This is a genomic window from Haloferax sp. KTX1 (assembly GCF_902410085.1).
Lineage (GTDB): Archaea > Halobacteriota > Halobacteria > Halobacteriales > Haloferacaceae > Haloferax > Haloferax massiliensis.
In genome coordinates this window covers 66,227-90,244 of record NZ_CABPRH010000010.1, presented here as the reverse complement: position 1 = coordinate 90,244, position 24,018 = coordinate 66,227, and the positions used below count along the sequence as shown (strand labels likewise).

Genomic DNA, 24,018 nt, shown 5'->3' with positions numbered 1-24,018 from the left:
CCTAGCCCCGGACGTGAATCGGCGCGCGCTCCTCCTCGGAACCGCCGGACTGTGTGCCTCGCTCGCGGGGTGTTCGAGCGGCGGCGACGCGGCGGAGCAGTCACCGGCGGGCACCGGCGACGAGACCGGGACCGCGTCGCCGACGGCGACGGGGACGCCCCGACATCCGCGACTCGTCGGACGGTCGTTCACGCCCGTCCGCGCCGACGCCTGCCCGGCCGACGGCGGAGCGCTCGCGTCCGAGACGGAAACCGGCGTCTCCGTCGTCGGGTGCGTCTCGGGGGCGACCGACTGCGCCATCGCCCGACTCGCGCGGGCCGACTACGACGCGGCGTCGGACACGGCCACGCTCGTCGTCGAAACCGTCGAGCGCGCCGACGCGGAGAACTGCGCCGAATCGCCTGTCGCCCGCGGCTACGAGGCGACCCTCCGATTCGAGAGCGGCCTCCCCGGTCGGGCGGTCGTCGTCCACGACGACGCGAACGGCCGCCGGGAGGTCGCTCGCATCGACGTGGCCCCCTGACGGTCGCGTCCGAACGTTCAAAGCCGAGGGCGCGGCCACCCTCGCTATGTCGCTCGATTTGCGCCGTCGGTCGCGCGTTCCAATCCGGAGGAAAACAACGCTTAAGCGCCGCCCTTCCCTGTTCGACCATAGTATGAGTACGACGTTTGGTCTGCGGCGACGCGCGCGCTTCGTTCCGGGAGGTGACGCCTGATGGGCGTCATCCGGGAGGTCTACGACGACCTCGACACCGATGTCGAGTTCGAGGAGTTCGAGGCGGCGGTCAACGACAAGGTCGAACAGATGGGCGGCCTCGCCGACGAGGAGACGGCGGCGATGCTCATCGCCCACGAACTGCGCGACGAGGAGGTACACGGCATCGCCGACATCGAACCCGGCATGGAGGACGTGAAGTTCCTCGCCAAGGTCGTCAGCATCGGCGAGGTGCGGACGTTCGAGCGCGACGGCGAGGACGAAGACGGACGGGTCGTCAACATCGAGGTCGCCGACGAGACCGGACGCATCCGCGTCTCGCTGTGGGACGAGATGGCCGCCGGCGCGAAGGAGAACCTCGAAGTCGGCACCGTCCTCCGAATCGGCGGTCGTCCGAAAGACGGCTACAACGGCGTGGAAGTCAGCGCCAGCAAGGTCGAAGAGGACCTCGACGCCGAGGTCGACGTGCAGGTGCTCGACACCTACCGCGTCGAGGACCTCGCGCTCGGCCTCTCGGACGTGAACCTCGAAGGCAAGATTCTCGACGCCGGAACCGTCCGGACGTTCGACCGCGACGACGGCACCGAGGGTCGCGTCTCGAACCTCTCGGTCGGCGACCCGACCGGTCGCGTCCGCGTCACGCTCTGGGACGAGCGGGCGGACCTCGCCGAGGAACTCGAAACGGGCCAGTCGGTCGAGGTCGTCGACGGCTACGTCCGCGAGCGCGACGGCTCGCTCGAACTCCACGTCGGCTCCCGCGGCGCGGTCGAGGTCATCGACGCGGACATCGAGTACGTCCCCGAGACGACCGACATCGAGACGCTGGAACTCGGCCAGACGGTCGACATCGCCGGCGGCGTCATCGAGGCCGACGGCAAGCGCACTTTCGACCGCGACGACGGCTCGGAGGGACAGGTCCGAAACATCCGCGTCAAGGACGGCACCGGCGACATCCGGGTCGCCCTCTGGGGCGAGAAGGCCGACGCCGACGTCGACCTCGCGGACTACGTCGTCATCACCGACGCGGAGATCAAAGAGGGCTGGCAGGAGGACCTCGAAGCCTCCGCCGGCTGGCGGTCGTCCGTCACCGTGATGGACGAGGCGCCCGAGGGCGCGGCCGGAACCGACGCCGGCGACTCGGCACCCAGTCCGCCGAGCGACCAGGGCCTCGGCGCGTTCTCCAGTGACGGCTCGTCCGGGTCGTCCGACGGTACGTCCGCCGCGAACGGCGGGTCCTCGTCCGACGCGGCCGCGGCCGAGTCCGCCGGCGAGGAAGTCGAGTTCACCGGGACGGTCGTGCAGGCCGGGACGCCGGTCATTCTCGACGACGGCACGCAGACCAAGACCGTCGACACCGACGCCGACCTCGGCCTCGGCGACGAGGTGACCGTCTCCGGGACGGAGACCGACGGCCGCATCAGCGCCGAGGCGGTCGAAGTCCACACCGGCGCACAGCGGTAGGACGGAGAGGCCGCCGGTCGCCGACAGACCACCGGTCGCCGGTCGCCGGCCTGCTCCCGTCCCGGCGTCGGCGAGCCGTCGAATCTGACTCATTGTTCGCCCGGTTTCTGCGGGCTCTCGGCGCGAAATCCGACCGCTCGGGAGCCCTCCGTGCGATAAAATACAGAAGGGACCGCGACGGAAAGGATTATACGCCGCACGGACCCGATATGTGGGTATGAGTGTCGAGCTACCGTTCGCCCCGGTAGACGCGATTATCCGGCAGAACGCAGGTGAGTTGCGAGTGAGCGCCGGCGCCGCCGAGGCGCTCGCCCGCCGGATTCAGGACCGCGGCGCGGAACTCGCGATAGACGCCGCCGACCGGGCGACGGCGGACGGTCGCAAGACGTTGATGGCCGAGGACTTCGGCGTTCAACAGGTCGTCGACCGCGACGAACTCTCCCTCCCTATCGCCCCCATCGACCGCATCGCTCGCCTCCGAATCGACGACCGCTACCGGGTCGCGATGGACGCTCGAATCGCCCTGGCCGATATCCTCGAAGACTACGCCGTCAACGTTGCGAGCGCCGCCGTCAAACTCGCCCACCACGCCGACCGGCGGACGGTCCAATCCGAGGACATCGAGACCTACTTCTCCCTCTTCGAATAATGCAATTCGGCTACAGCGAAACGTGTCTCGACCACGACACCGGGCCGCGGCACCCAGAGACGGCCGACCGACTCCGTGCCATCCGGCGCGGACTGGCGAAGCGCCACGGCGTCGAGTACGTCGACGCCCCGCCCGCCGAGAAATCGACCGTCGCGGCCGTCCACGACGACGGCTACGTCGACGAGTTCCACGACTTCTGTCTCGACGGCGGCGGCAACTGGGACCCCGACACCGTCGCCGTCGAGGCGTCGTGGGACGCCGCGCTCACGTCCGCCGGCCTCGCGGAGTGGGCCGCCCGCGCCGCGCTCGACGGCGACGACGGCCGCGACACCCCGTTCTCGCTCGGCCGGCCGCCGGGCCACCACGCCGTCGAGGACGACGCCATGGGATTCTGTTTCTTCAACAACGCCGCCGTCGCCGCGCAGGCGGTCATCGACGACGGCCTCGCCGAGCGCGTCGCCATCTTCGACTGGGACGTCCACCACGGCAACGGCACGCAGGACATCTTCTACGACCGCGGCGACGTGTTCTACACGTCCATCCACGAGGACGGCCTCTACCCCGGCACGGGCGAGGTCGAAGAGACCGGCGCGGGCGACGGCGACGGCTCGACCCTCAACGTGCCGCTCCGCGCCGGCGCAGGGGACGCCGACTACGTCTACTCGTTCGGCGAGGCCATCGCGCCCGCCGTCGAGCGGTTCGACCCCGACCTGTTCATCGTGAGCGCCGGCTTCGACGCCCACCGCCACGACCCCATCTCGCGGATGCGCGTCTCGACCGAGGGCTACGCGATGCTCACCGAGTGCGTCCAGGACCTCTGTGAGTCGACCGACGCCGCCATCGCGTTCGTCCTCGAAGGCGGCTACGGCCTCGACACGCTCTCCGAGGGCGTCGCGACCGTCCACGAGACGTTCGACGGCCGCATCGCCATGGAGCCCGAGGAAGACCCCGACGAGAAGAACGTCGAGCTAGTCGACGACGTGCGCGCCGCTCACGGCCTCGGCGCGAAGTAACGACCCAACTCGGCACCGAACGACTCGGCGAGCGCGGCAACGTCGTCGCCGACGAGCACGTCGTAGCCGTCCTCTCTGAGCGTCGATTCCACGTGTTTTCCGAGCGCCACGTCGAACAGCGCGTCGCTTTCGAGGAAGTCGGTCGCCGAGGTGAACTCCCGCGCTCGCTCGACCACGTAGCGGTCGCCGTCGAGGAACGGCCCGTAGTGGTCGTCGCCGTCCTCGTACGCGCCGTAGAATCCCTCGGCGTGCCGACGGACGTGGACCGGCGGCCCCTCGTGGCGCTCGACCGCCGGGCGCTCGGCGACAGAGAGTTCGGCGAAGAGGACCGCCTCGCCCTCGGCGGCAACGTCGTCGGCGGCGAACGTCGCGCGCCGGAACACGTCGAAGCCGCGCCTGTCGAGGCCGTCGGCGACGCCGGTCAGCGACTTCCTGAGCTGTGGGTAGAGCTGGTCGTCCACGAGGTCCGGGCAGTCGAAGACGACGGCGACGGCCGTGGTCCCGCGGCGGTCGAGGTGGTCCCGAACGTCGTCGGCGTCGAGCGCCGGCGGGTCGGGCCGAAAGAACAGCGATTCGCGCGGGTCAGAAAGCAGGTCGCGGGCGTAGTGCTGGAGTCGGGCGACGTTCTCAGCCGAGCAGACCGCGGCGACGTTCCGCTCGGGGTCGGTCGGGTCGATGACGACGAGCGGGTCCGAAAACCGCCGCATTCCGTGGTCCTCCGGGTCGAACTCGACCTGCGGGCTCCAATCGGCGGCCGCCCGGAGCAGCGGTTCGAAGCCGCCGTGTCCGACGACGAGGAGTTCGGCGAGATAGCCCGAGAAGCCCTCGGTGCGGAGGTCGCTCCCGTAGGCACCGATGCCCTTCAGGAAGCGCTTGAAGACGCGCACGTCCGCCGCGAGGTCGTCGTCGAGGCGCTCGGTCAGGTAGGCGTTGTGGAAGGGCGTCCGGTCGACCGCCGAGCGGATGTCCGAGGCGGACGGCACGTCGTAACAGGGGACGAGGTCCACGTCGAAGCCGTCGTAGTCGCCTTTCACGTAGGGGTGTTCGGCGTACTCCTCGTGGCCGTCGGGGAGGACGGCGTGGCCGACTTCGAGGCCGTACCGTTCGAGTTCCTCGCGGTCGAGGTCGGCCGGGAAGCGCACGAACAGGTCGATGTCGCGGTCGCCCGAGAGCCACGTGCCGCGGGCGGTGCTGCCGACTTGGAGCGCGTCGGCGTCCACCGGCAGGTCCGCGAGCGCGTCGTGGACGCGGGATTCGAGGGCCGCCGCGGCGTCAGCGAGCGCCCGACGCTCCGCCTCGTCGGGGTCGATGCGCTCGCGGACCGCGGCGACGACCGCGGCGAGGTCCGAGTTCGTCATGCCCGCTGGTTTCCCGCGGGCGGGCGAAAGCGTGACGGTGCTCGTGCGACCGCGTCAGGCGGTGGCATCCGCCAGCCGTCGGTTAAAAACGAAAGCCCTATCAAGAAACATCGAATACGAGAGAGTGCAGACGAAAGCCGCCGTAGCTCAGTTGGTAGAGCACCTCGCTGTTAACGAGGTTGTCCCAGGTTCGAGTCCTGGCGGTGGCGCTTCTCCGTTTCTCGCGCCGACGAGCGGTTCGTCTCCGATTCGCCGGCGACGGCTTCTGATAAGACATAAGAGGGACGACGGGAAAGAATCGACCGAGGGCCCTTAGCTCAGTCTGGTCAGAGCGCTCGGCTCATAACCGGGTGGTCATGGGTTCGAACCCCATAGGGCCCATACGGTCCCGTTACGACTCCGAGCCGTTTACAGCGGGCGGCCCGGCTTTCTTCGACCTCGGGTCGCATAGCGTGTCGTGAGAGCGCACGCCTGCCGCGTGTCAACCGTACGTCGTTGTCGGCCGCGAGTATATAAATGGACTAACTGGCTAGCATAACCTCCATGCTGTTTTGTCGCGTATATACGGGTAATGTCTGAACACGACGATTCCACGGACTCCGCCGAAACGGCCGTCGTAACGGGCGCGAACAGCGGCCTCGGCTTCGAGGTGACGAAGGGGCTCGCCGAGCGGGGCACGCACGTCGTGATGGCGTGTCGAAGCACCGAGCGCGGCGAGGCCGCGAAACGGGAAATCGAGGCCGAGATACCCGAGGCGTCGCTGGAAGTGCACGAACTCGACCTCGCCGACCTCGACTCCGTCGCGGCGTTCGCGGAGTGGTTCGCGTCGGCGTACGACGAACTCGACGTGCTCTGTAACAACGCGGGCGTGATGGCCATCCCCCGGAAGGAGACCGCACAGGGCTTCGAGACGCAGTTCGGTGTGAACCACCTCGGTCACTTCGCGCTCACCGCCCGGCTCCTCCCCGTCTTAGAGCAGACGCCGGGCGAGTCGCGCGTCGTCACCCAAAGCAGTGTCGCCCACCGGAACGGCGAAATCGATTTCGACGACCTCCAGGGCGAGCGGTCCTACAGCGCGTGGGGCGCCTACGGGCAGTCGAAGCTGGCGAACGTCCTGTTCGGGTACGAACTCGACCGGCGGCTTCGCTCGGCGGACGCGAGCGTGGAGAGTATCGTCTGCCATCCCGGCTGGGCCGCGACGAACCTCCAGTTCCGCGGCCCCCAACAGTCGGGCTCTCAGCTTCGTCTCTGGATGATGAAACTCGCCAACGCCGTCATCGCCCAGAGCGCCGAGCGGGGCGCAGAGCCGATGCTCTACGCCGCGACCGACCCGAGCGTCGAGGGCGGCGACTTCATCGGTCCCGACGGGTTCCGGAACATGCGCGGTTCGCCCGAGGTACAGGAGTCGAGCGAGCGCTCCTACGACGTCGACCTCGCCCAGCGGCTGTGGGAGGTCTCTGAGGAGCTCACCGGCGTTTCCTTCGACCGGCCGCTGCTCGCAGCAACATAGCGCGCCAGCGAGTCGTTTTCGGAGACGCGGGACGTGAGTCCACAGAACGCCGAGTCCGCCCCGAGTTCTCTTTCCGAAACAGCGGACGTGCCCCGAGTGGAGCGCTCACCGACTGGTAATGGGGTTCAGGACGCTTCCGTTGGCAATCGTCTGACTGATGAGTCGGTGCTCCGCTCGACGGAGGAGGTCCGACAGGGCGGGTGCCGAGATATCGAGCTCTCGCGCGACATCGGCCGTCGACGCGCTCCGGGGCGTGTCGTAGTACCCGCGCGAAAAGGCGAGGCTCATCGCCTCGTACTGCCTGTCGGTCAGCCCGAACTGCGCCTGCTTGTCGGGACGTTCGGGGTCCGAAGAGATGTTGAGGAGTTCGAAGGGAAGCCCGTACGCCTGACAGCGGTCTCGCAACGTACTGAGGGCCTCGTAGTCGGCGAATATCTTTCGTTCGACCCAGCCCTCTCCGGTCACCGTCGCTTCCATCAACACGCCCTCGAACTCGCTGGGGTCGTGCGATTCGAGCTGATCCGTGGTTCTCTGGGTGACGACCTGGTAGAACCATCCCTTCGGCGTTTCCCCGACGGGCCGCACGTCGGCGACTTCCGGTTGAGCGTCGACCTCTGCCTCGAACGCCGCCTTCGCTTCCGGTTCGACACTGACCATGAGGAGGAATCTCGCGTCGTCGAGTCGAATCAGTTGCGAGAGCGAAATCTCCCGGGTCGGAAGCGACCGAGCTACCCCGACCAGAGGGAGCAACTCCGACCGCAGGAGGATTTCCGAGACGATTGCCATATCTATCGGTCGGTGTCGAACCACATATTTCCTGTCCGTGGCCGCGGTCGAGTCGGAGCACCCCGCGTCGGAGTCTCGACGGCCGAGACGCGAATTGACGCGACTACCGGTCTCACAGCTTTTATTTCGGTTCCGGTCGACTTCACAGTTCCAACTGGCTCTGCGTTCGTAGTTGATGGCGAGGACGAGCTACACAGCGGGAAGTCGGCGGTCACACCCGGACTCGCTAGACGGCGCCTGCGGGCGTCTCCCTCCAGAATTTCGATGATTAGCTCCGTCTGAGAATTTTTACTATTATCGCGAGTAAATGAATATCAATCGTTAAGTACGATGGGTTCGATATTTTTCATGCATGTCACGCGATAGCCAGTCTGATGACAGCCGACTCAGTCGGCGCCAGTACGTCGCCGGCGCGGGAGCGCTCGCGACGATGGGGCTCGCCGGCTGTTCCGGCGGCGGCGGTTCCGACGACGGTGGCGACGGCAGTACTACTGAAGCGGATGGCGACGGCGGCGACAGCAGTACCAGTGAAGACGGCGGCGACGGCGGTAATAGCGCCCCGGTCGAGGTGCTTCACGGCTGGACCGGCGGCGACGGCGCCGCGGCGGCCGAAGCGCTCGAAGCGGCGTTCAACGAGGCCTACCCCGACGTCGGCCTCGACATGAACCCCATCGGCGGCGGCGGGAATCAGAACCTCGACGCGGTCGTGGCGAACCGGCTCCAGAGCGACGACCCGCCGGGTTCGTTCGCCAACTGGCCGGGCCCGAACCTCCTCCGCTACGAGGGCGTCCTCGGCAGCGTCGACGACGTCTGGGAGGAGAACAACTTCGAGGAAGTGATGATCGACGAGGCGGTCGAACTCCACAAGCAGGGCGGCAGTTACCGGGCCGTCCCGCTGGGCTCCCACCGCCTGAACTGCCTGTTCTACAACGTCTCGGTCGTCGAAGAGGCCGGCATCGACGTCGAGTCCCTGAACAGCCCCTCGGCGCTCATCGACGCGTTCGAGACGGTGCAAAGCGAGACCGACGCGGTGCCGATGACTCACGCGATGTCCGGCACGTGGACGACGACGCAGCTGTGGGGCGCCGTGATGCTCGGCGTGAACGGCTACCAGCCGTACATGGACTTCCTCAACGGTGAGGCCTCCGAGAGCGCGGTTCGTTCGGCCTTCGAGACGACCGCCGAGATGCTCGAAAACTACATCTCCGACGACGCGGCCTCGCTCAACCTCACCTCGTCGAACCAGAACATCATCAACGGCAACGCCGCGTTCATCCACCAGGGCAACTGGGCGGCCGGCGCGTTCCGGAACGCCGAGAACTTCGACTACGGCGAAGACTGGGGCTTCAAGACGTTCCCCGGCACGGAGGGGATGTACACGCTCCACATGGACTCGTTCCTCTACCCGGCCGACAACCCGACGCCGGAGGCGTCGAAGGCCTGGTCGGCGTTCGTCGGCAGTCCCGAGGCGCAGATCGCGTTCAACCAGTACAAGGGCTCGATTCCGACGCGGACCGACGTGAACATGGACGAGTTCGGCCCGTACCTCCAGGAGACCGCCGAGGACTTCGCCAACGCGGAGTACCGTCCGCCGAACCTCCAGCACGGCCTCGGCGTCCCCTCCGAGACGATGACGGCGCTCAACGAAGTCATCTCCTCGGAGTTCACCGGACCGTACAACGTCGATGCCGCGACGCAGGGGTTCCTGGACGCGGTCTCGAACTGAACCCTAAGAAATGTCAAATTTTTATCAACGAGTGCGCCGCGCGATCACCCCCAGCTCTGGCGACGAGCAGCGGGTCGACGGTGACGGAGGCGAGCGCGACGAGGTCCGCACCGACGGTGGCGTCGTGAACGAGGACTCCCGGAGTTCGGGGTCCGAGTCGGGCGTTTTGGACCGTCTCGCCTCGGGAATCGACGGGCAGTTCGGAAGCGACTTCCTCGAATCGTCGATCTTCTGGGTCCCGCCGTTCCTGCTGATGGGGCTTTTCGTCTACGGCGCGGTCATCTGGAACTTCCTCATCTCGCTGACCGACTACCAGCGGTTCGCGAACGCCCCGGACTACTCGAACCTCGATTTCGAGATGTACACGCGGGCGCTCGCGGACTCGGGGTTCATCGACGCCGCGGTCAACACGTTCATACTGCTCGTCGCGTTCACGGTCGGGACGCTCGCGGTCGGTCTCGTACTGGCGATTCTGATCGACCGCGGAATCCGGTTCGAGAACTCGTTCCGGACGATCTACCTGCTGCCGATGAGCCTCTCGTTCGTCGTGACGGCTCAGTTCTGGCTGTGGATCTACAACTTCAACAACGGGATTGCCAACCGCGTCATCGGCGTCTTCGGACTCGGCCCGATTAGCTGGCTCGGCAATCAGGACATCGTCCTCTGGGCCGTCATCTTCGCGCTGATGTGGCAGTTCTCCGGGTACGCGATGGTCGTGTACCTCGCGGGGCTCCGCGCGATTCCCGACGAGCACTACGAGGCGGCGAAGGTCGACGGCGCGTCGACGCTGAAGATGTACTGGCGGGTCATCATCCCGCAGTTGAAGGGCGCGACGATAAGCGCCGCCGTCGTGTTGATGGTGTTCGGCATGAAGGCGTTCGACTTCCTCTACTCGCTGGTCGGCGGTTACCGGCCGCCGAACGGTGCCGACATCCTGGCCACGAAGATGGTCCGCGAGGCGTATGCGAACCTCAACTGGGCGTACGGCGCGGCGATCGCAATCGTCCTCTTTGCGATGGCGCTCGGCGTCATCGGCCCGTACCTCGTCTACGAATACCGGAGGAACAACCTATGAAAGACGACACGCTTCGAACGGACGGCGGAACTGCGACGATCGCGACCCGGCTGCGCCGGAACGTCGATCAGATGACGATCGAGGACGCCGGCCTGTACGTCGTCCTGCTGTTGGCGGCGGGGTTCTACCTCGTCCCGATCGAGTCCGGCTTGGTCACGTCGGTCAAGACCGGGACCGCTATCGTCCAGACCGCGCCGTTCGCCCCGCCCGGACCGTCCGGGTTCACACTGGCGAAGTGGCAGACCGCGGTCGAAGCCCTACTGCGCGGGATGGGCAACAGCATGCTGTACGCCGTGCCCGCGACGATCATCTCGGCGTTCGTCGGGAGCATCACCGCGTACGGGCTGACGATTCCGGACTGGAAGCAGTCGTACAAGGCGATGGTGCTGGCGCTCATCATCGCGGGGATCTTCATCCCGTACCAGGCCGTGTTGGTGCCGCTGACGCAGTTCTGGTCGCAGTGGGCTCAGCTCACCGACCTGCTTTCGTTCGTCTGGGCGCTCGGCATCCCGAACGACTACGTCGGCATCGTCGAACTCGTGGTGACCCACGTCGCCTACGGGATTCCGATCTGTACGCTGCTGTTCCGGACGTACTACAAGACGATGAGCGAGGAGATGATCGAGTCCGCGCGCCTCGACGGGGCGACGCTCCGGCGGGTGTACCGACGCATCGTCTTCCCGCTTTCGGGGCCGATGTTCGCCGTGGTCCTCATCTACCAGTTCACCCAGATCTGGAACGACCTCCTGTTCACGCTGGTGCTCGTCTCGACGGAGTCGAGCCCCGCGGCCCCCGTCGTGTTGATCCTCGCGGGGCTCGGTACCTCGATGGAGGGACAGGACTTCGCGCTCCGGATGGCCGGGGCGTTCTTCGCGGCGCTCCCGACGCTCGCGGTGTACATCTTCTTCGGCGACGAGTTCGCCGAGGGGGTGGCCGCGTGACGCGTCGGCACGGCGACGTGACCGCCGTCGAGGCCGTCTCGCACGGCGACCGCGGCCGCCGGAGGCGCTCGCCGCGGCGCGGAACCGACAGCTCACCAACGATACCTACTCAGAGATATGGCAACGCTTGAACTCGATTCGATAACGAAGACGTTCCAGGACGGCGACGAGGAAATCGTCGCTGTCGACGACATCTCGATGTCCATCGACGACGGGGAGTTCCTCGTCGTCGTCGGTCCGTCGGGCTGTGGGAAGTCGACGACGCTCCGGATGATCGCGGGACTGGAGTCGATCACGTCGGGCACGATTTCGCTCGGCGACCGCGTCATCAACGACGTCCCCTCTCAGGAGCGCGACATCGCGATGGTGTTCCAGTCGTACGCGCTGTACCCGCACATGACCGTCCGGCAGAACATGTCGTTCGGACTGGAGGAGTCGACGGACCTCCCGGACGACGAGATCGGCCGGATGGTCTCGGAGACGGCAGACCTGCTCGACATCCCGAGCCTGCTGGACCGGAAGCCGAGCGACCTCTCGGGCGGCCAACAGCAGCGCGTCGCGCTCGGCCGCGCCATCGTGCGCGACCCCGAGGTGTTCCTGATGGACGAACCGCTCAGCAACCTGGACGCGAAGCTCCGCGCGCAGATGCGGACGGAGCTCCAGCGACTGCAGGACGACCTCGGCGTCACGACCGTCTACGTCACTCACGACCAGACGGAGGCGATGACGATGGGCGACCGAATCGCCATCCTCGACGGCGGGGAGCTCCAGCAGATAGCGACGCCGCTTGAGTGTTACCACGAGCCGGCGAACCAGTTCGTCGCGAGCTTCCTCGGCGAGCCGTCGATGAACTTCTTCGACGTGACGCTCGAAGGCGACCGCCTGGTCGGGGACTCCTTCGAGTACCCGGTCGGCGCTGAGATACGCGACGACGTCGGCGACGCGACCGACCTCGTCCTCGGGATTCGACCCGAGTCAGTCGAACTCGTCGACGCCGCGAGCGGCGACCACGACTTCGAGATGGCGGTCGACGTCGTCGAACCGATGGGCGACGAGAACACGCTGTACCTGTATTTCGACCCCGACGCGGACCCCGAGACCGCAGGGACGCTGGTTGCGACCACGGACGGCCTCACGCGCATCAGTCCGGGCGAGACGGTCGTCGCGCAGATTCCGGAGGAGGCGATTCACCTCTTCGACCGGAAGACGGGCGAGGCGCTCCACAATCGGTCGATGGAGGAAGCCGCACAGCAGATCGACCTCGGCTGAGCGGACCGGCACTCCTTTTCCCGTCGTTCGGTCGCGCGCCGCTTCTCACCAGGGGTGGGTCCGGTCGACGCCGTCGGCGATGAGCGCCGCGGCGGCGACGTGGGCGTACGCGCACCAAGCGAGCGCCAGGAGGGCGGCGACGCTCCGCGCGATCGTCGCCGCGAGCGCGCTCCACGAGAGGACGACGAGGACGGCCCCGCCCACCCACGCGAGGAAGTACGTGCCCGAGGCCGCTCCGCGAAGGGCGTCTCGCCGAAGCCCGGAGCGGAGTCCCTCGCGGACGCTCACGGCGGTCGCGACAGGCAGGAGATACGCGCAGACGACCGTGACGAGCAGCGCCACGGTGGCGAGCATCGCCGTCGTCACGCCGCTCAGCACGGCCGGAACCGTGCCGGTCGCGGTCACGTAGCCGACGGCGACGACGGTGACCGCGGCCGGGAGGAGGTAGACGGCGGCGACGCCGACCACTCGCCCGGCGAGTCTGAGCGTCTCGGTCGTCGCCAACGGGGGAAAGCCGTCGCCGGCGAGCACGCCGCCGAGGAGGCCGAAGAAGGCGAGAAGCGGGGCGACGGCAAGCAGCGCCGGAGCCAGAAGCGTGAGGTCGGGCCAGAGTCGCGCCGCGAGGCGGAAGAGCGTCCCGGCGAGAAGGAGTGCGACGAGGCACGTCGCGGTGCCGTCCACTCGCGTGCGGTCCGCAAACGGGTACCGGAGAGCGTCGACGAACACGTCACGCCCCCCGCGTGCGGTCGGAGACGCCGCGCGTCGGCGAGTCGTCGGGCGCGCTAGTCACTGATCGGAACACGGCTATTCGCTCGACGGCACCGCGCAAAAGGGTGTTGATAGCACGACTAATCGGCCCCGAGCGGGGGAACACACGACACGTTCGAGACCGAATCGGATTCGAGAAACCGTGACCTCGTCCGCGGCGACCGCGGGGTCGAAAATAATATACTGAATCTGGTAGGTGGTCCGGTGAGACCGGAATCTATCAGCCGAATCGTTCCCCTCCATGCGCCTGCTTAGCACGTTCTATTCGCCGCTTTAGAAGCAATTGGCGAGATTCGGGAAACGGGATTTTAGGCGACACGAAAAATTGTTCGTTCTCGGATAAGTATTAAGTGGTCCCAGCCCCAACTACCAGTCGAGATGAGCACACAGAAGTCAGTCCTCAAGGAAGCAGGCAGCGTCGGCGACAACCCGGTTCGTCTCGACACCGAGAAGGCCGAACAGATCATCGAAGCGCTGAACACCGACCTCGCGGACGCGTACGTCCTCTACCACCAGCTCCACAAGCACCACTGGAACGTCGAGGGTGCCGAACACCTCCGCCTCCACGAGTTCCTTCAGGAGGCCTACGAGGAAGTCGAGGAGGCCGCGGACGAAATCGCAGAGCGTCTCCAGTCCATCGGCGGCGTCCCCCACGCCAGCATGCCCGCGCTGAGCGAGGCCGCGACCGTCGAACCCGAGGACGAGGACGTCTACGACATCCGCACGTCGCTCGAAAACGACCTCGAAATGTACGGCGACATCATCGAGAGCTACCGCGAGCACATCGAACTCGCCGCGGGTCTCGGCGACCACGCGACGGCGCACATGCTCCGCGAGCAACTCATCGAAATCGAAGAACACGCCCACGTCATCGACCACTACCTCGAAGACGACACGCTCGTTCAGTAAGCGTCGCCGCCGACGCGTCGGAGGACGCGGTTCCCGTTCCGACGGCCGACCCTTTTCTCGCGAACACTCCCGCGACGCGTAGCGACTGGACTCGTCGCGTTCGCATCCCGAGCACACCCCTTCGAATGGGACGCGACGAGACTGGACCGAGTGAGGTCGGGCGTTACCGAGTCACGTCGATGGTCACGTCGCTCGAAATCCAGCCGTCGCTGTTGCCCGACTCCATGAACACCGACTTCCCCGGCCCGCCCTTGCAGACGGATATCTCGGGGGAGTCGGGTCGGTCGGGCTCCGACGCGGATTCAGAGTTCGACTGCGTACCAGCGGCCATTGCGAGACTTTAGGGAAACCTAAAACAAAAAGGGTACGGTTCTGATTCGGCGCTTGGCGTGCTAATTGTTGACAAATCAGGGATTCGGTGTCGGTCCGTGCCGAGCCGTTCACCTCGCGGGCGTGTCGGGCGACGGCTGCGACCTCGTCTCGGTGCTCCCGTCCGCCTCGTCGTGGTCGGCCTCGCCGCGGAGCAGTGTCGCCGCGAGGCGCTCGGCGACTGTCCGGCTGACGTTTCCGACGAGTTGCATCGCCTCGTCCTCGTGGTCGTCGAGGCCGAGCACGTCCCGGCAGAACCGCGAGAGGGTCCGGTAGGTGTCGTAGAGGTCCGCGGCGGCGTCGCGGCCCTCAGCCGTGAGCGTCGCGCCCTCGTACGGCTCGTAGTCCACGAGCCCCTTGGCGTCGAGGTTCTGGAGGCGCTCCGTCGCCGCGGGCGGCGAGCGGTCGAGCGCGTCGGCGACGTATCCCGGCGAAATCGGCGCTTCCTCGTCGCCCTCCCGCTCAGCGATGTACAGGGTGAGGAGGTACTGCGGCGCGCCGATCATACGCGGCGGACGAGGTGGTCGCGGACGGCTCGCTGACAGTCCGCGCAGACGCCGCTCGTGCGGACCGCGGCCGTCAGGACCGGGTAGTCGGTCGCGCGGTCCTCGTAGAGGTACGCCGCGAGATGTCGGTGGTCGACTTCGACCGCCGCGGTTTGGTGGGTCGCCCCGTCGAGACGCCGCTGTCGCTCGCGGACCAGTCTGTCGCACGCCTCGCGGTGGTCGGCGAGCGTCTCGTGACGCCGCCGGAGGGCGTCGAACCCCAGCGCCGAAAGCGGCGTCTCGTCCGCCCGCGTCAGCCAGTCTTCGCACTCGTCCAGCACGGCGAGCGCCGCCCGGAGCGACCGCTCCTCGCCGTCGAGCGCCCGCCGCATCCCGTCGAGGCCGCGCTTCCGGTCCGCCGCCGCCGACACGACCGCCTCCTTGACCGCCGGCGTGAACCGCCCTCCCGCGTCCGAATCGAGCGCCGCCGCGACCTCCGGCCCGAACTCCTCGCGAATCGTCACCGAGAGCGGTTCGGACTCGTTCCCGTCGGCGACGCTGTGGGGCCGTATCGTCTCCGCGAACAGTTCGCGGACCCGTCGCCGTCCCGCGCCGGCGGCGGGGTTTCGCCGGGTCGGCGTCGGCGTCGATGCCGTTCCGCACGCGGTCGCTCGCGCGGTGTCCGCCGGCGGGCGCACCGACTGTGCGGCGAGCTTTCGCACGCGCCGCTCGAACCGCTCGACGGCCCGCCGCTTCGCCAGCACCTGCTCGCGCTCGCGCTCGACGCGGCCCAGCGCGTCTCGGACGCCCGCGGCCTCGTCACCAGCCACGTCCGCGCCCCGTCTGTCCGGTGCGCCCGACCCGGTGGTCTCGCCGCCGAGGCAATCGCGCACGTTCAACACGCACCCGCGTCGGTTCCGCCGCCGCACGCGAGCGCGCCGCGTCGGCTCGACTCCGACGACCGTTGCGATTCCTTGTCGGCCATACTCTTTAGGGCGGCCTAAAACGACATAGTGTCTTCGGTTTTTAGGCCATCCTAAAGAATGATCGCACGGTGGGAGACGGGTACCGGCCGCGTCGCCACGGTCGGTTCGCGGCGGTGCAGTCGAGACCGGACGCCGGCGGGCGGTCACTCCTCGGTCGCGTCCGGGCGGGTGCCCTTCGGGACGGCCCAGCCGAGTTCGGTGAGCGACGCCACGCAGACCGCCGCGACGACGACGTGCATCGCCATCAGCACGACCACGCCCGGCACCGTCGCGCCGGGGTCGGCGTACAGGAGTCCGATGTCGGGGAGGAACGACGCCACGAGCACCGCGGCGGCGACCCTGACGAACGTCCGGTCCGCGTCGGCGACGCGCCCCGTGAACAGCCCGTAGACGAGCGTCGCCCCGACCGCGCCGGCGGCCGAAAAGAGCACGACCGGCGGGTACGAAAGCGGCGCGAAGGGCTCGACGAGCCCAGTTTCGAGGACGAGCGTCAACAGGAGCGCGTTCGCGACGCTCGCGACCGCCGCGGTCGCCAGCCCGCGACGCGTGAGGTCCGTCCACGTCGGGCGGACCGCGGGTGTCACGGTTGCCATGCTAGCATGTAGCACGCCCCGGGTGATGAAGCTACGCGTCTTCGGCGATTCGTGACGCTCCGTGAGTCCGACACGCGGGTCGAAACCGGTCGGGGTGTCGCCCCGACTCAGTTGCCCGATTCGGCTCCCCCGATTCAGCCTGCCGGCTGCCTCCCCGACTCAGTTCTCGGTCAGGAGGCGGCGGAGCACGTAGTGGAGGATGCCGCCGTGTTCGACGTACGTCACCGCGGCGGGCGTGCCGACCTGCGCGGTCACGTCGAACTCGATTTCGGTCCCGTCGTCTTTCGTGGTGACGACGGTCAGTTCGTCGTTGACTTCGAGGCCGTCGTCGAGGCCGCGGATGTCGAACTGCTCGGAGCCGTCGAGGCCGAGCGACTCCCACGAGTCGCCGGCTTCGAACTGGAGCGGGAGGACGCCCATGCCGACGAGGTTGTCGCGGTAGATGCGCTCGTAGCTCTCGGCGATGGTCGCGCGCACGCCGAGGAGGTCCGTGCCCTTGGCCGCCCAGTCGCGGCTGGAGCCGGTCCCGAACTCGACGCCCGAGAGGACGACGAGCGGGGTCCCCTCCTCGCGGTAGCGCTGGCTCGCCTCGAAGACGGTCGTCTCCTCGCCCGTCGGGTGGTGAATCGTGTAGCCGCCCTCCACGTCGTCGAGCATCTGGTTCTCGATGCGGACGTTGGCGAACGTCCCGCGCATCATCACCTCGTGGTTGCCGCGGCGGGAGCCGTAAGTGTTGAAGTCCACGGGGTCGACGCCGTGGTCCACGAGCCACTGGCCGGCCGGGAGTTTCGACCCGAACGGCCCCGCGGGGCTGATGTGGTCGGTCGTCACCGTGTCGCCGAGCGTCAGGAGACACCGGGCGTCCTCGATGTCGGAGACGCCGGGTTTCTCCAGCGGGAAGTCCGTGAAGAACGGCGGCTCGCGGATGTAAGTCGACTCGTCGTCCCAGTCGTACACGTCGCCGGTCGGCGCTTCGAGCGCCTCCCAGCGCTCGTCGCCCTCGAACACCTCGGCGTACTTCTCGCGGAACATCGAGGGGTCGACGCTGTCGTGAATCGTCTCTCGGACCTCGTCGGCGTCCGGCCAGATGTCCGCGAGGTAGACGGCGTTGCCGTCGTCGTCGGTGCCGAGCGGGTCGGTTTCGAGGTCGATGTCCATCCGCCCGGCGAGGCCGTAGGCGACGACCAGCGGCGGGCTAGCGAGGTAGTTCGCGCGAATCTTCGGGTGGATGCGCGCCTCGAAGTTGCGGTTGCCGCTGAGGACGCTCGTCGTCCACAGCCCGTGGTCGTCGATGGCGTTCTCGATGGCTTCCGGGAGCGGCCCGGCGTTGCCGATGCAGGTGGTACAGCCGTAGCCGACCACGTCGTAGCCGAGCGCTTCGAGGTGCGGGAGCAGGTCGGCCTTCTTCAGGTACTCCGTGACGACGCGGCTCCCCGGCGCGAGGCTCGTCTTGACGTAGTCGGGGACGTCGAGGCCCTTCTCCAGCGCGTTGCGCGCGAGGAGACCCGCGGCGACCATGACCGAGGGGTTCGAGGTGTTCGTACAGGACGTGATGGCGCTGACGACGACGCTCCCGTGGCCGATTTCGACCGTCTCGCCGTCGAGGTCGACCTCGACGCGCTTCGTCAGTTCGCCGAGGTCGGGCTCCTCGGGTGCCGCCTCGGGCGTCTCGGTCAGTGTCCCGCCGTCGCCCGCGAGTTCGCCGTCGCCGCCGTCGCCTCCCTCGCCGAGCCAGCGGGCGATTGCCTCCTCGTCGACGTCGTCGACGACCTCCTCGAACTCGCCGTGGAGCAGTTTCCGGAAGTGCGTCTTCATGTCGCCCATCGGGACGCGGTCCTGCGGGCGCTTCGGCCCGGCGAGGCTCGGTTCGACCGCCGAGAGGTCCACGTCGACCGTCTCCGTGTACTCGGGGTGTTGCTCGCCGAAGAGGCCCTGCGCGTCGAGGTACTCGCGGACGAGTTCGATGTGTTCGGGCTCGCGGCCCGTGAGTTCGAGGTAGTCGAGCGTCGCCTCGTCGACCGGGAAGACGCTGATGGTCGACCCCTGTTCGGGGGCCATGTTGGAGATGGTCGCCCGGTCGGGGACCGAGAGGTTCCCCACGCCGGGGCCGAAGAACTCGACGAAGCGGTCGACGACGCCGACCTCGCGGAGCTGTTCGGTGACGTGCAACACGAGGTCGGTCGCGGTCGCGCCCTCGGGGAGTTCGCCGTCGAGTCTGACGCCGACGACCTCCGGGAGCTTCATCGTGATGGGCTGGCCGAGCATCGCCGCCTCGGCCTCGATGCCGCCGACGCCCCAGCCGACGACGCCGATGCCGCCTATCATGGGCGTGTGGCTGTCCGTGCCGACGAGCGTGTCGGGGAGGAGCCAGCGGTCGCCGCGCCACTCGCGGTCGTGGACGACCCGCCCGAGGTGTTCGAGGTTCACCTGGTGGACGATGCCCGTACCCGGCGGGACGACGCTGAAGTTGTCGAAGGCGTTCTGCGCCCACTTGAGCGCCTTGTAGCGCTCGGCGTTGCGCTCGTACTCCAACTCGACGTTCTTCTCGTAGGCGTCGGGCGAGCCGAAGAAGTCCACCTGCACGCTGTGGTCGATGACGAGGTCACACGGAACCTCGGGTTCGACGATTCTCGGGTCCTCCCCGGCGCGGTCGGCCGCCGACCGGAGCGCCGCGAGGTCGACGACCGCGGGCACGCCCGTCAGGTCCTGTAGCACCACGCGGGACGGCGTGAACGGGACTTCGACGTTCGGCACGTCCGGCTCCCACGAGGCGGCGTTTCGCACGTCCTCCTCGGTGACGATGTCGCCGTCGACGTTCCGAATCACCGACTCCAAGAGGATGCGGATGCTCACCGGTAGCCTGTCGAGTTCGCAGAGGCCCTGTTCTTCGAGGACAGTCAGGTCCGCCATCTTGTACGTGGTTCCGCCGTGTTCGAACTCACGGATGGCGTCCAGCGTATCTCCATCGCTCATGGTCGACAGATAGGGTCTCCGCGGGCTTGAATGCGGGACTCGTTCTCACGTCGTCGGAATCGAGGCGAACGGAGGGGCAGAACGGTACCATCTACAGGGGGCCGCGGCTCACGGCGACCGTTGGCGAGACTTCCCCAGTTCGCCCGCGACGATGACGCCGCCGTGTTCGAGAAGCGCGTACGAACAGTCCCAACAGCTGTACCGCAGGTCGTGGCCGCGGGCGACGGTCACGTCGGCGCGCTCGCCGCAGCGGTAACAGGTCTGATGGTCCGCCGGGTGGATGACGCGCATCGCCCTCGGACTACTCCTCCGGGACGCCCGCGACGCCGACGAACTCGTTGACCTCGTCTTGGACGTACCGGCGGACGAGCTCGCAGTAGTCCCACAGGAGGTCGTTGAACTGCTCGCGCTCGGGTTCGGTCAGGCTCTCGCCGCCCCGCGACCACGACGCCGGAATCTCCGAGTGACGGGTGCAGACGACCGAAATCGGGTGGTTCTTCGGATGGCCCATGACGACGGCGTACTCGTCTGTACCCCAGAGGCCGTCGCCGCCGTCGCCCGCGAGTTCCGCGTCCACCTCGTCGAGAAGCTGTCGCTCCTCGGCCGTGACGGCGGCGTCGTCGCCGGCGAACAGCTCGCGGTACGCCCGGTCGCGGGCCGTGTACGTCCACCCGTCGAGCCGCTCCCGCGCCCCTCGAAGGAGTCGTCTATCAGCTTCCATGGGTACCAAAAGGCGCGCCGAGGTGATAGGCGTAGGCCCGTTTCGCCCCGTCTCCTCCCGTCCCGTCGATTCAGTCGAGCGACCGCGCCGCGGTCAGTTTCTCCCTGAGCCGGTCGGCGTCGACGCGGAACTTGAACGCGGGTCGGCCGTCGACGTAGACGTACGGCACGCGCTCGCCGTACGTCTCGCGGAGTTCGTCGTCGGCGTCGACGTTCACGAGGTCGATATCGACCGGGACGTCCGCCTCCGCGGCGACGTCGCGGACGGTCGTCTCCGCCTCGTCGCAGAGGTGGCACTCCGTGCGCGTGTAGATGACGATGGGGACGGCGTCGCTCATCGCCCGATGTCGTCGCCGCGGCCTGTTGAGTCTTCTCGTCGGCGTCGTCTCCTGCGGCGGTTGTCCCGAACCGTCAGTCCTCGACGATGCCCGTGAACTCGTCGACGGGCATCACCGAGTAGTCGACGCTCAGGGTGTCGCGGGTCGCGCGAATCTTCCCGACGAACGTCGAGATGTCCGAGAGCTGTCCTTCGAGGACAAACAGCTCCATGCAGTAGTGGTTGCCGACGTGGTTGTGGAAGTTCGACTTCACGAGGCCCTCGTACTCGTGGCGCAGGCCCATCATCCGCTCTTCGACCGCGGTCGTCTCGTAGTCGAAGATGACGGTGACGACGGCCATCAGCTCGCGGTCTTCGAGCTTCTTGTCCTCGAACTCGCCGAGGAGGTTCCGGGCCGCCTCCCTGACGACCTCGCTTCGTCCCGTGTAGCCGTGCTCGCCGGCGAACGAGTCGATTCGTTCCAGAAGCTCCTCCGGCATGGAGACGCTGACGACGGTCATATATTAACTCCGATGAGAAATCCTATTAAAGATTCGTATCGACCCCCGAATCGTCCCCGCTCGTCCCGCGACGGCGACCGCGTATCTGAAGTATCTGTCGGCCGACTCTCGGCGGACATTTCTCCCCGATTCGCGTCGAAACCGCGGCTGACGGGGGTTCCGTCCGGGTGTTCTGCCGCCGTCGGCGTTGTCGATTCAGATACCGGAGGCGAACTGTTGATATAGGAGAAGCAACCAGTCACAAATCGATCGAATCCTCGTATGGCGACAACATCCGAACCCGGGCTCTCCGAGACGCGAATTCACGAGGTACTGAGTAACGACCGCCGGCGGATGGCCATCGAGTACCTCCAGGACGGCGACCTGACCCTCCGAGAACTCTCGGAGCGCATCGCGGAAGCCGAGACCGGAGAGTCGCCGCCGCCGCGAAACATCCGACAGAGCGCCTACGTCTCGCTGCAACAGACCCACATCCCGAAGCTCGCCGAACTCGACATCGTGACCTACGACGAGGAGTCGAAGGTCGTCTCGCTGGCCGAGGCCGGCGACGTGACGGTCTACATGGAAGTGGTCCCCGAGGGCGAACTCTCGTGGAGCGAGTACTACGCCGCCCTCGCCGCGCTCGGTATCGTCCTCATGATCGCCGTCGTCGTCGGCGTCCCCGTCGTCTCGAACGTCGGCGCGCCCGCCCTCGCCGCGCTCGTTTTCGCCGTCCTCGGCGGCTCCGCGGTCTACCAGCGTTGGTCACAGGAGCGCTGACGCGCTTCGTCGCCCCGCTTTTCTGTCGGTTTCCCGCCCCCGCCCTTCGCAACCGACCGGACTCTCTTTCGACCGCTCGACGCTCGGAGACGACGGTCCCGGCGACGCCCGCCGGCGTGACAGTTAGGTCGTCTCCGCCACGACTCGGCGTATGCACGACTCGGACGACCCCGACGGACCGCCGACGGTCTGCGGCGAGTGCGGCGCGCGACACTCGTTTCGGCGGCGGTACGTCACCGGCGGCGGCTGGCGAACCGTCTACCGGTGTTCCGAGTGCGGGTCCCGCGCGTCGAGCGACGCCGACGACGGCCCCGCGTGACCGAGCGAGTCGCGGCGGGGGCCGGCGGCGACCGCGGCGTCAGCAGTAGGTATCGCGCATCGTCCGCGCGAACAGCCCCTCGCGGTCGAGCGCGATGGCGACGAGGACGAACTCCTCGTCGAGGGGGCGCAGGACGAACACCTCGCGGGGCGCGTCCGGCGCGTCGGTCTCGTCGTCGAGGCGGTCCAAAAGCGGGTCCAGCGGGACGACGCCGTCACCGAACTCGTCGAACAGGTCGCGCGCGCCCGGCTGTTTCGCAAAGACGTAGAGCACGGCGTTCGGGTCGCCGTCGGTGCCGTAGGTGACGCGCGAGCCGATGGCCTCGCCGTCGCCGGTCGCCCGCCACGTCTCGCGGGCGGCCTCGAACAGCCCCGTCGCGGCCCCGACGAACCGAAAGCGGGTTCGGTCGCGGACCGTCACGGCCGCAAAGCGCGGGTCGCCGTCCTCCCAGCGCAGGGTGGCCCCGATTTCGTTGCCGGGTTCGAGCGCCGACACGCGCTCGGCGAGGGCGTCGTCGTAGCCGGTCTGCGGCACGTAGGTCGGCGAGTAGGCGTCGTCGGCGTCGGTCTCGACGGCCGGGTCGGTCCAGTCGACGCGCTCGTCGGGGAGTTCGAGCAAGAGGAGTTCGTCTCCGTCGCGCGGACTGCGATAAACCCGGAACCGGCCGGCCGTCGTGACCTCCATATCCGCGGCTACTGGGCGGACGGAAATACGCCTGCCGGTCGGCCGTCCGGTCGTCTCCTCGCCCGTCGGCGTTACCGCGAGATGCCGTCGCCCTCGTCGGCGACGACGCGCTCGACGTCCTCGGGGTTGACGACGGCGATGTCGCCTTCGACCGTCCGCTTGAACGACGCCGTCGCCGAGGCCCACTCCAGCGACTCGGCCACGCTTCCCCCGTCGAGGTGCTTTGCGAGATAGCCGCCGACGAAGGCGTCGCCGGTGCCGATGGCGTCGTACGTCTCGGCCTCGTAGACGCCCTGTTCGAACAGCGCGCCGTCGGACACCGCGAGCGACCCCGCCTCGCCGCGGGTGACGACGACGGTCTCGATGCCGTAGTCCTCGGCGAGTCCGCGGGCGACCGATTCGGCGTCGCCGTCGCGTCCGAGGACGGTCGCCGCGTCGCGCTCGGCGGCGAAAAGCAGGTCGATGGAGCCGAGCAGGTCGCGGTAGGCCTCGGCGGCCTCCTCGGGCGACCAGAGCTTCGTCCGGTAGTTCAGGTCGAAGGCGGTCGTCGTCCCGGCGTCCCGCGCCGCGTCGAGCACGTCGGCCGTGGTCTCGCGGAGCGTCTCGGAGAGCGCGGGCGTGATGCCGGTCGTGTAGCACACCTCGGCGTCGCGGACGGCGTCGAGGTCGAACTCGTCCGTCTCCAGCGTCGTCACGGCCGCGTCGGCGCGGTCGTAGACGACGTTCGTCGGGCGCGGGGCCGCCCCGTGTTCGAGGTAGTACACCCCCTGTCGGGAGTCGTCGGCCCAGACGACGCCGTCGGTGTCGACGCCGTGGCTCCGGAGTTCGCCGACGATTCGCCGGCCGAGCGGCGAGTCGGGGAGCTTCGAGCACCACGCGGCGTCCCGTCCGAGTCGGGCGACGGCGACGGCGACGTTGCTCTCCGCGCCGCCCGCCTGCACTTCGAGTTCGCGGGCGGTTTCGAGTCGCTCGCCACGCGGCGGCGACAGCCGAAGCATCGTCTCGCCGAAGGTCACGAATTCGGTCATGGGAGGCCGTTCGCGGGCGCGATATAAACCTCCGGCGTTGCCGTCGAACGAAGCGCCCGCGGTCGATTCGCCCGCTCTCTTGGCC

Annotated in this window: 26 protein-coding genes and 2 tRNA genes; 14 read left to right on the top strand and 14 right to left on the bottom strand. The window is 67.8% G+C overall.

Going from position 1 to position 24,018, the window contains the following annotated elements:
• Positions 1 to 13 precede the first annotated feature (13 nt).
• The 4 genes from FY251_RS15340 to FY251_RS15325 all read left to right on the top strand — a co-directional run bounded on the left by FY251_RS15340 (position 14) and on the right by FY251_RS15325 (position 3,838).
• Positions 14 to 523 (top strand): hypothetical protein, encoded by a 510-nt coding sequence (locus FY251_RS15340; RefSeq protein WP_148415965.1) that lies wholly within the window; start codon positions 14 to 16, stop codon positions 521 to 523.
• Positions 524 to 715: 192 nt separating this feature from the next.
• Positions 716 to 2,176, top strand: coding sequence for a single-stranded DNA binding protein (locus FY251_RS15335; RefSeq protein WP_148415964.1), 1,461 nt, complete (start codon positions 716 to 718; stop codon positions 2,174 to 2,176).
• 217 nt (positions 2,177 to 2,393) lie between these two features.
• Positions 2,394 to 2,825 carry a histone gene (locus FY251_RS15330; protein ID WP_089779382.1) on the top strand — a complete coding sequence of 144 codons (432 nt, stop codon included), beginning with the start codon at positions 2,394 to 2,396 and terminating at the stop codon, positions 2,823 to 2,825.
• Positions 2,825 to 3,838, top strand: coding sequence for a histone deacetylase (locus FY251_RS15325; protein WP_148415963.1), 1,014 nt, complete (start codon positions 2,825 to 2,827; stop codon positions 3,836 to 3,838). The genes FY251_RS15330 and FY251_RS15325 overlap by 1 nt, the downstream gene beginning before the upstream one ends.
• Here the strand turns inward: FY251_RS15325 and cca are convergent.
• Entirely contained in the window at positions 3,817 to 5,196 is a 1,380-nt protein-coding gene (cca, locus tag FY251_RS15320; protein WP_148415962.1) for a CCA tRNA nucleotidyltransferase, read from the bottom strand. The two genes, FY251_RS15325 and cca, sit on opposite strands and share 22 nt — an antisense overlap.
• 136 nt (positions 5,197 to 5,332) lie before the next feature.
• Between cca and FY251_RS15315 the strand changes: the two genes are divergently transcribed.
• From FY251_RS15315 to FY251_RS15305, 3 genes are all read left to right on the top strand, one after another.
• Positions 5,333 to 5,405: transfer RNA gene (locus FY251_RS15315), tRNA-Asn, on the top strand.
• Positions 5,406 to 5,502: 97 nt separating this feature from the next.
• A tRNA-Ile gene (locus FY251_RS15310) sits at positions 5,503 to 5,577 on the top strand.
• A 190-nt stretch (positions 5,578 to 5,767) separates the two neighbouring features.
• The gene (locus tag FY251_RS15305; protein WP_148415961.1) at positions 5,768 to 6,706 is read left to right on the top strand and encodes an oxidoreductase; all 939 of its coding nucleotides are present in this window, start codon (positions 5,768 to 5,770) and stop codon (positions 6,704 to 6,706) included.
• A 105-nt stretch (positions 6,707 to 6,811) separates the two neighbouring features.
• On the opposite strand, the gene FY251_RS15300 is transcribed toward FY251_RS15305, so the two are convergent.
• On the bottom strand, positions 6,812 to 7,492 hold the full coding sequence (locus tag FY251_RS15300; RefSeq protein WP_148415960.1) for a helix-turn-helix domain-containing protein: 681 nt from the start codon (positions 7,490 to 7,492) through the stop codon (positions 6,812 to 6,814).
• 568 nt (positions 7,493 to 8,060) lie between these two features.
• On the opposite strand from FY251_RS15300, the gene FY251_RS15295 reads away from it, so the two are divergent.
• From FY251_RS15295 to FY251_RS15280, 4 genes are all read left to right on the top strand, one after another.
• Positions 8,061 to 9,218, top strand: a complete 1,158-nt coding sequence (locus tag FY251_RS15295; protein ID WP_148416062.1) for an ABC transporter substrate-binding protein — start codon at positions 8,061 to 8,063, stop codon at positions 9,216 to 9,218.
• 31 nt (positions 9,219 to 9,249) lie between these two features.
• Complete coding sequence (locus tag FY251_RS15290; protein ID WP_148415959.1) at positions 9,250 to 10,293, top strand: carbohydrate ABC transporter permease; 1,044 nt, start codon at positions 9,250 to 9,252, stop codon at positions 10,291 to 10,293.
• Positions 10,290 to 11,234, top strand: coding sequence for a carbohydrate ABC transporter permease (locus FY251_RS15285; protein ID WP_148415958.1), 945 nt, complete (start codon positions 10,290 to 10,292; stop codon positions 11,232 to 11,234). Before FY251_RS15290 ends, FY251_RS15285 begins: the two co-directional genes overlap by 4 nt.
• 117 nt (positions 11,235 to 11,351) lie before the next feature.
• Entirely contained in the window at positions 11,352 to 12,503 is a 1,152-nt protein-coding gene (locus tag FY251_RS15280) for an ABC transporter ATP-binding protein (protein WP_148415957.1), read from the top strand.
• Between the two features lie 45 nt (positions 12,504 to 12,548).
• On the opposite strand, the gene FY251_RS15275 is transcribed toward FY251_RS15280, so the two are convergent.
• Positions 12,549 to 13,229 carry a hypothetical protein gene (locus tag FY251_RS15275; RefSeq protein ID WP_148415956.1) on the bottom strand — a complete coding sequence of 227 codons (681 nt, stop codon included), beginning with the start codon at positions 13,227 to 13,229 and terminating at the stop codon, positions 12,549 to 12,551.
• Between the two features lie 420 nt (positions 13,230 to 13,649).
• On the opposite strand from FY251_RS15275, the gene dpsA reads away from it, so the two are divergent.
• Positions 13,650 to 14,180, top strand: a complete 531-nt coding sequence (dpsA, locus tag FY251_RS15270; RefSeq protein ID WP_089779366.1) for a DNA starvation/stationary phase protection protein DpsA — start codon at positions 13,650 to 13,652, stop codon at positions 14,178 to 14,180.
• A gap of 163 nt (positions 14,181 to 14,343) precedes the next feature.
• Here dpsA and FY251_RS22630 read toward each other — a convergent pair whose 3' ends face one another.
• The 9 genes from FY251_RS22630 to FY251_RS15230 form a co-directional block, all read right to left on the bottom strand.
• A complete protein-coding gene (locus FY251_RS22630; RefSeq protein ID WP_004970437.1) occupies positions 14,344 to 14,511 on the bottom strand; it encodes a hypothetical protein in 168 nt (55 codons plus the stop codon).
• A gap of 109 nt (positions 14,512 to 14,620) precedes the next feature.
• Positions 14,621 to 15,055 (bottom strand): metal-dependent transcriptional regulator, encoded by a 435-nt coding sequence (locus FY251_RS15265; RefSeq protein WP_148415955.1) that lies wholly within the window; start codon positions 15,053 to 15,055, stop codon positions 14,621 to 14,623.
• Positions 15,052 to 15,864 carry a hypothetical protein gene (locus FY251_RS15260; protein WP_148416061.1) on the bottom strand — a complete coding sequence of 271 codons (813 nt, stop codon included), beginning with the start codon at positions 15,862 to 15,864 and terminating at the stop codon, positions 15,052 to 15,054. Before FY251_RS15260 ends, FY251_RS15265 begins: the two co-directional genes overlap by 4 nt.
• 299 nt (positions 15,865 to 16,163) lie before the next feature.
• Complete coding sequence (locus tag FY251_RS15255) at positions 16,164 to 16,613, bottom strand: DUF6069 family protein (protein WP_148415954.1); 450 nt, start codon at positions 16,611 to 16,613, stop codon at positions 16,164 to 16,166.
• A 159-nt stretch (positions 16,614 to 16,772) separates the two neighbouring features.
• Positions 16,773 to 19,586 (bottom strand): aconitate hydratase, encoded by a 2,814-nt coding sequence (locus FY251_RS15250; RefSeq protein ID WP_148415953.1) that lies wholly within the window; start codon positions 19,584 to 19,586, stop codon positions 16,773 to 16,775.
• A gap of 108 nt (positions 19,587 to 19,694) precedes the next feature.
• Entirely contained in the window at positions 19,695 to 19,877 is a 183-nt protein-coding gene (locus FY251_RS15245) for a hypothetical protein (protein WP_148415952.1), read from the bottom strand.
• 10 nt (positions 19,878 to 19,887) lie between these two features.
• Positions 19,888 to 20,307 (bottom strand): hypothetical protein, encoded by a 420-nt coding sequence (locus FY251_RS15240; RefSeq protein ID WP_148415951.1) that lies wholly within the window; start codon positions 20,305 to 20,307, stop codon positions 19,888 to 19,890.
• Between the two features lie 70 nt (positions 20,308 to 20,377).
• Positions 20,378 to 20,644 (bottom strand): glutaredoxin family protein, encoded by a 267-nt coding sequence (locus tag FY251_RS15235; RefSeq protein WP_148415950.1) that lies wholly within the window; start codon positions 20,642 to 20,644, stop codon positions 20,378 to 20,380.
• A gap of 73 nt (positions 20,645 to 20,717) precedes the next feature.
• The gene (locus FY251_RS15230) at positions 20,718 to 21,143 is read right to left on the bottom strand and encodes a CopG family ribbon-helix-helix protein (protein WP_004970423.1); all 426 of its coding nucleotides are present in this window, start codon (positions 21,141 to 21,143) and stop codon (positions 20,718 to 20,720) included.
• Positions 21,144 to 21,404: 261 nt separating this feature from the next.
• Between FY251_RS15230 and FY251_RS15225 the strand changes: the two genes are divergently transcribed.
• Together FY251_RS15225 and FY251_RS22625 are read left to right on the top strand one after the other, a co-directional pair.
• On the top strand, positions 21,405 to 21,902 hold the full coding sequence (locus FY251_RS15225) for an ArsR family transcriptional regulator (protein WP_148415949.1): 498 nt from the start codon (positions 21,405 to 21,407) through the stop codon (positions 21,900 to 21,902).
• A 151-nt stretch (positions 21,903 to 22,053) separates the two neighbouring features.
• Positions 22,054 to 22,221, top strand: coding sequence for a hypothetical protein (locus FY251_RS22625; protein ID WP_187367422.1), 168 nt, complete (start codon positions 22,054 to 22,056; stop codon positions 22,219 to 22,221).
• Between the two features lie 39 nt (positions 22,222 to 22,260).
• Here FY251_RS22625 and FY251_RS15220 read toward each other — a convergent pair whose 3' ends face one another.
• Together FY251_RS15220 and kdgK1 are read right to left on the bottom strand one after the other, a co-directional pair.
• A complete protein-coding gene (locus tag FY251_RS15220; RefSeq protein WP_148415948.1) occupies positions 22,261 to 22,905 on the bottom strand; it encodes a DUF6663 family protein in 645 nt (214 codons plus the stop codon).
• A 71-nt stretch (positions 22,906 to 22,976) separates the two neighbouring features.
• On the bottom strand, positions 22,977 to 23,933 hold the full coding sequence (kdgK1, locus tag FY251_RS15215; protein WP_148415947.1) for a bifunctional 2-dehydro-3-deoxygluconokinase/2-dehydro-3-deoxygalactonokinase: 957 nt from the start codon (positions 23,931 to 23,933) through the stop codon (positions 22,977 to 22,979).
• Between the last annotated feature and the right edge of the window lie 85 nt (positions 23,934 to 24,018).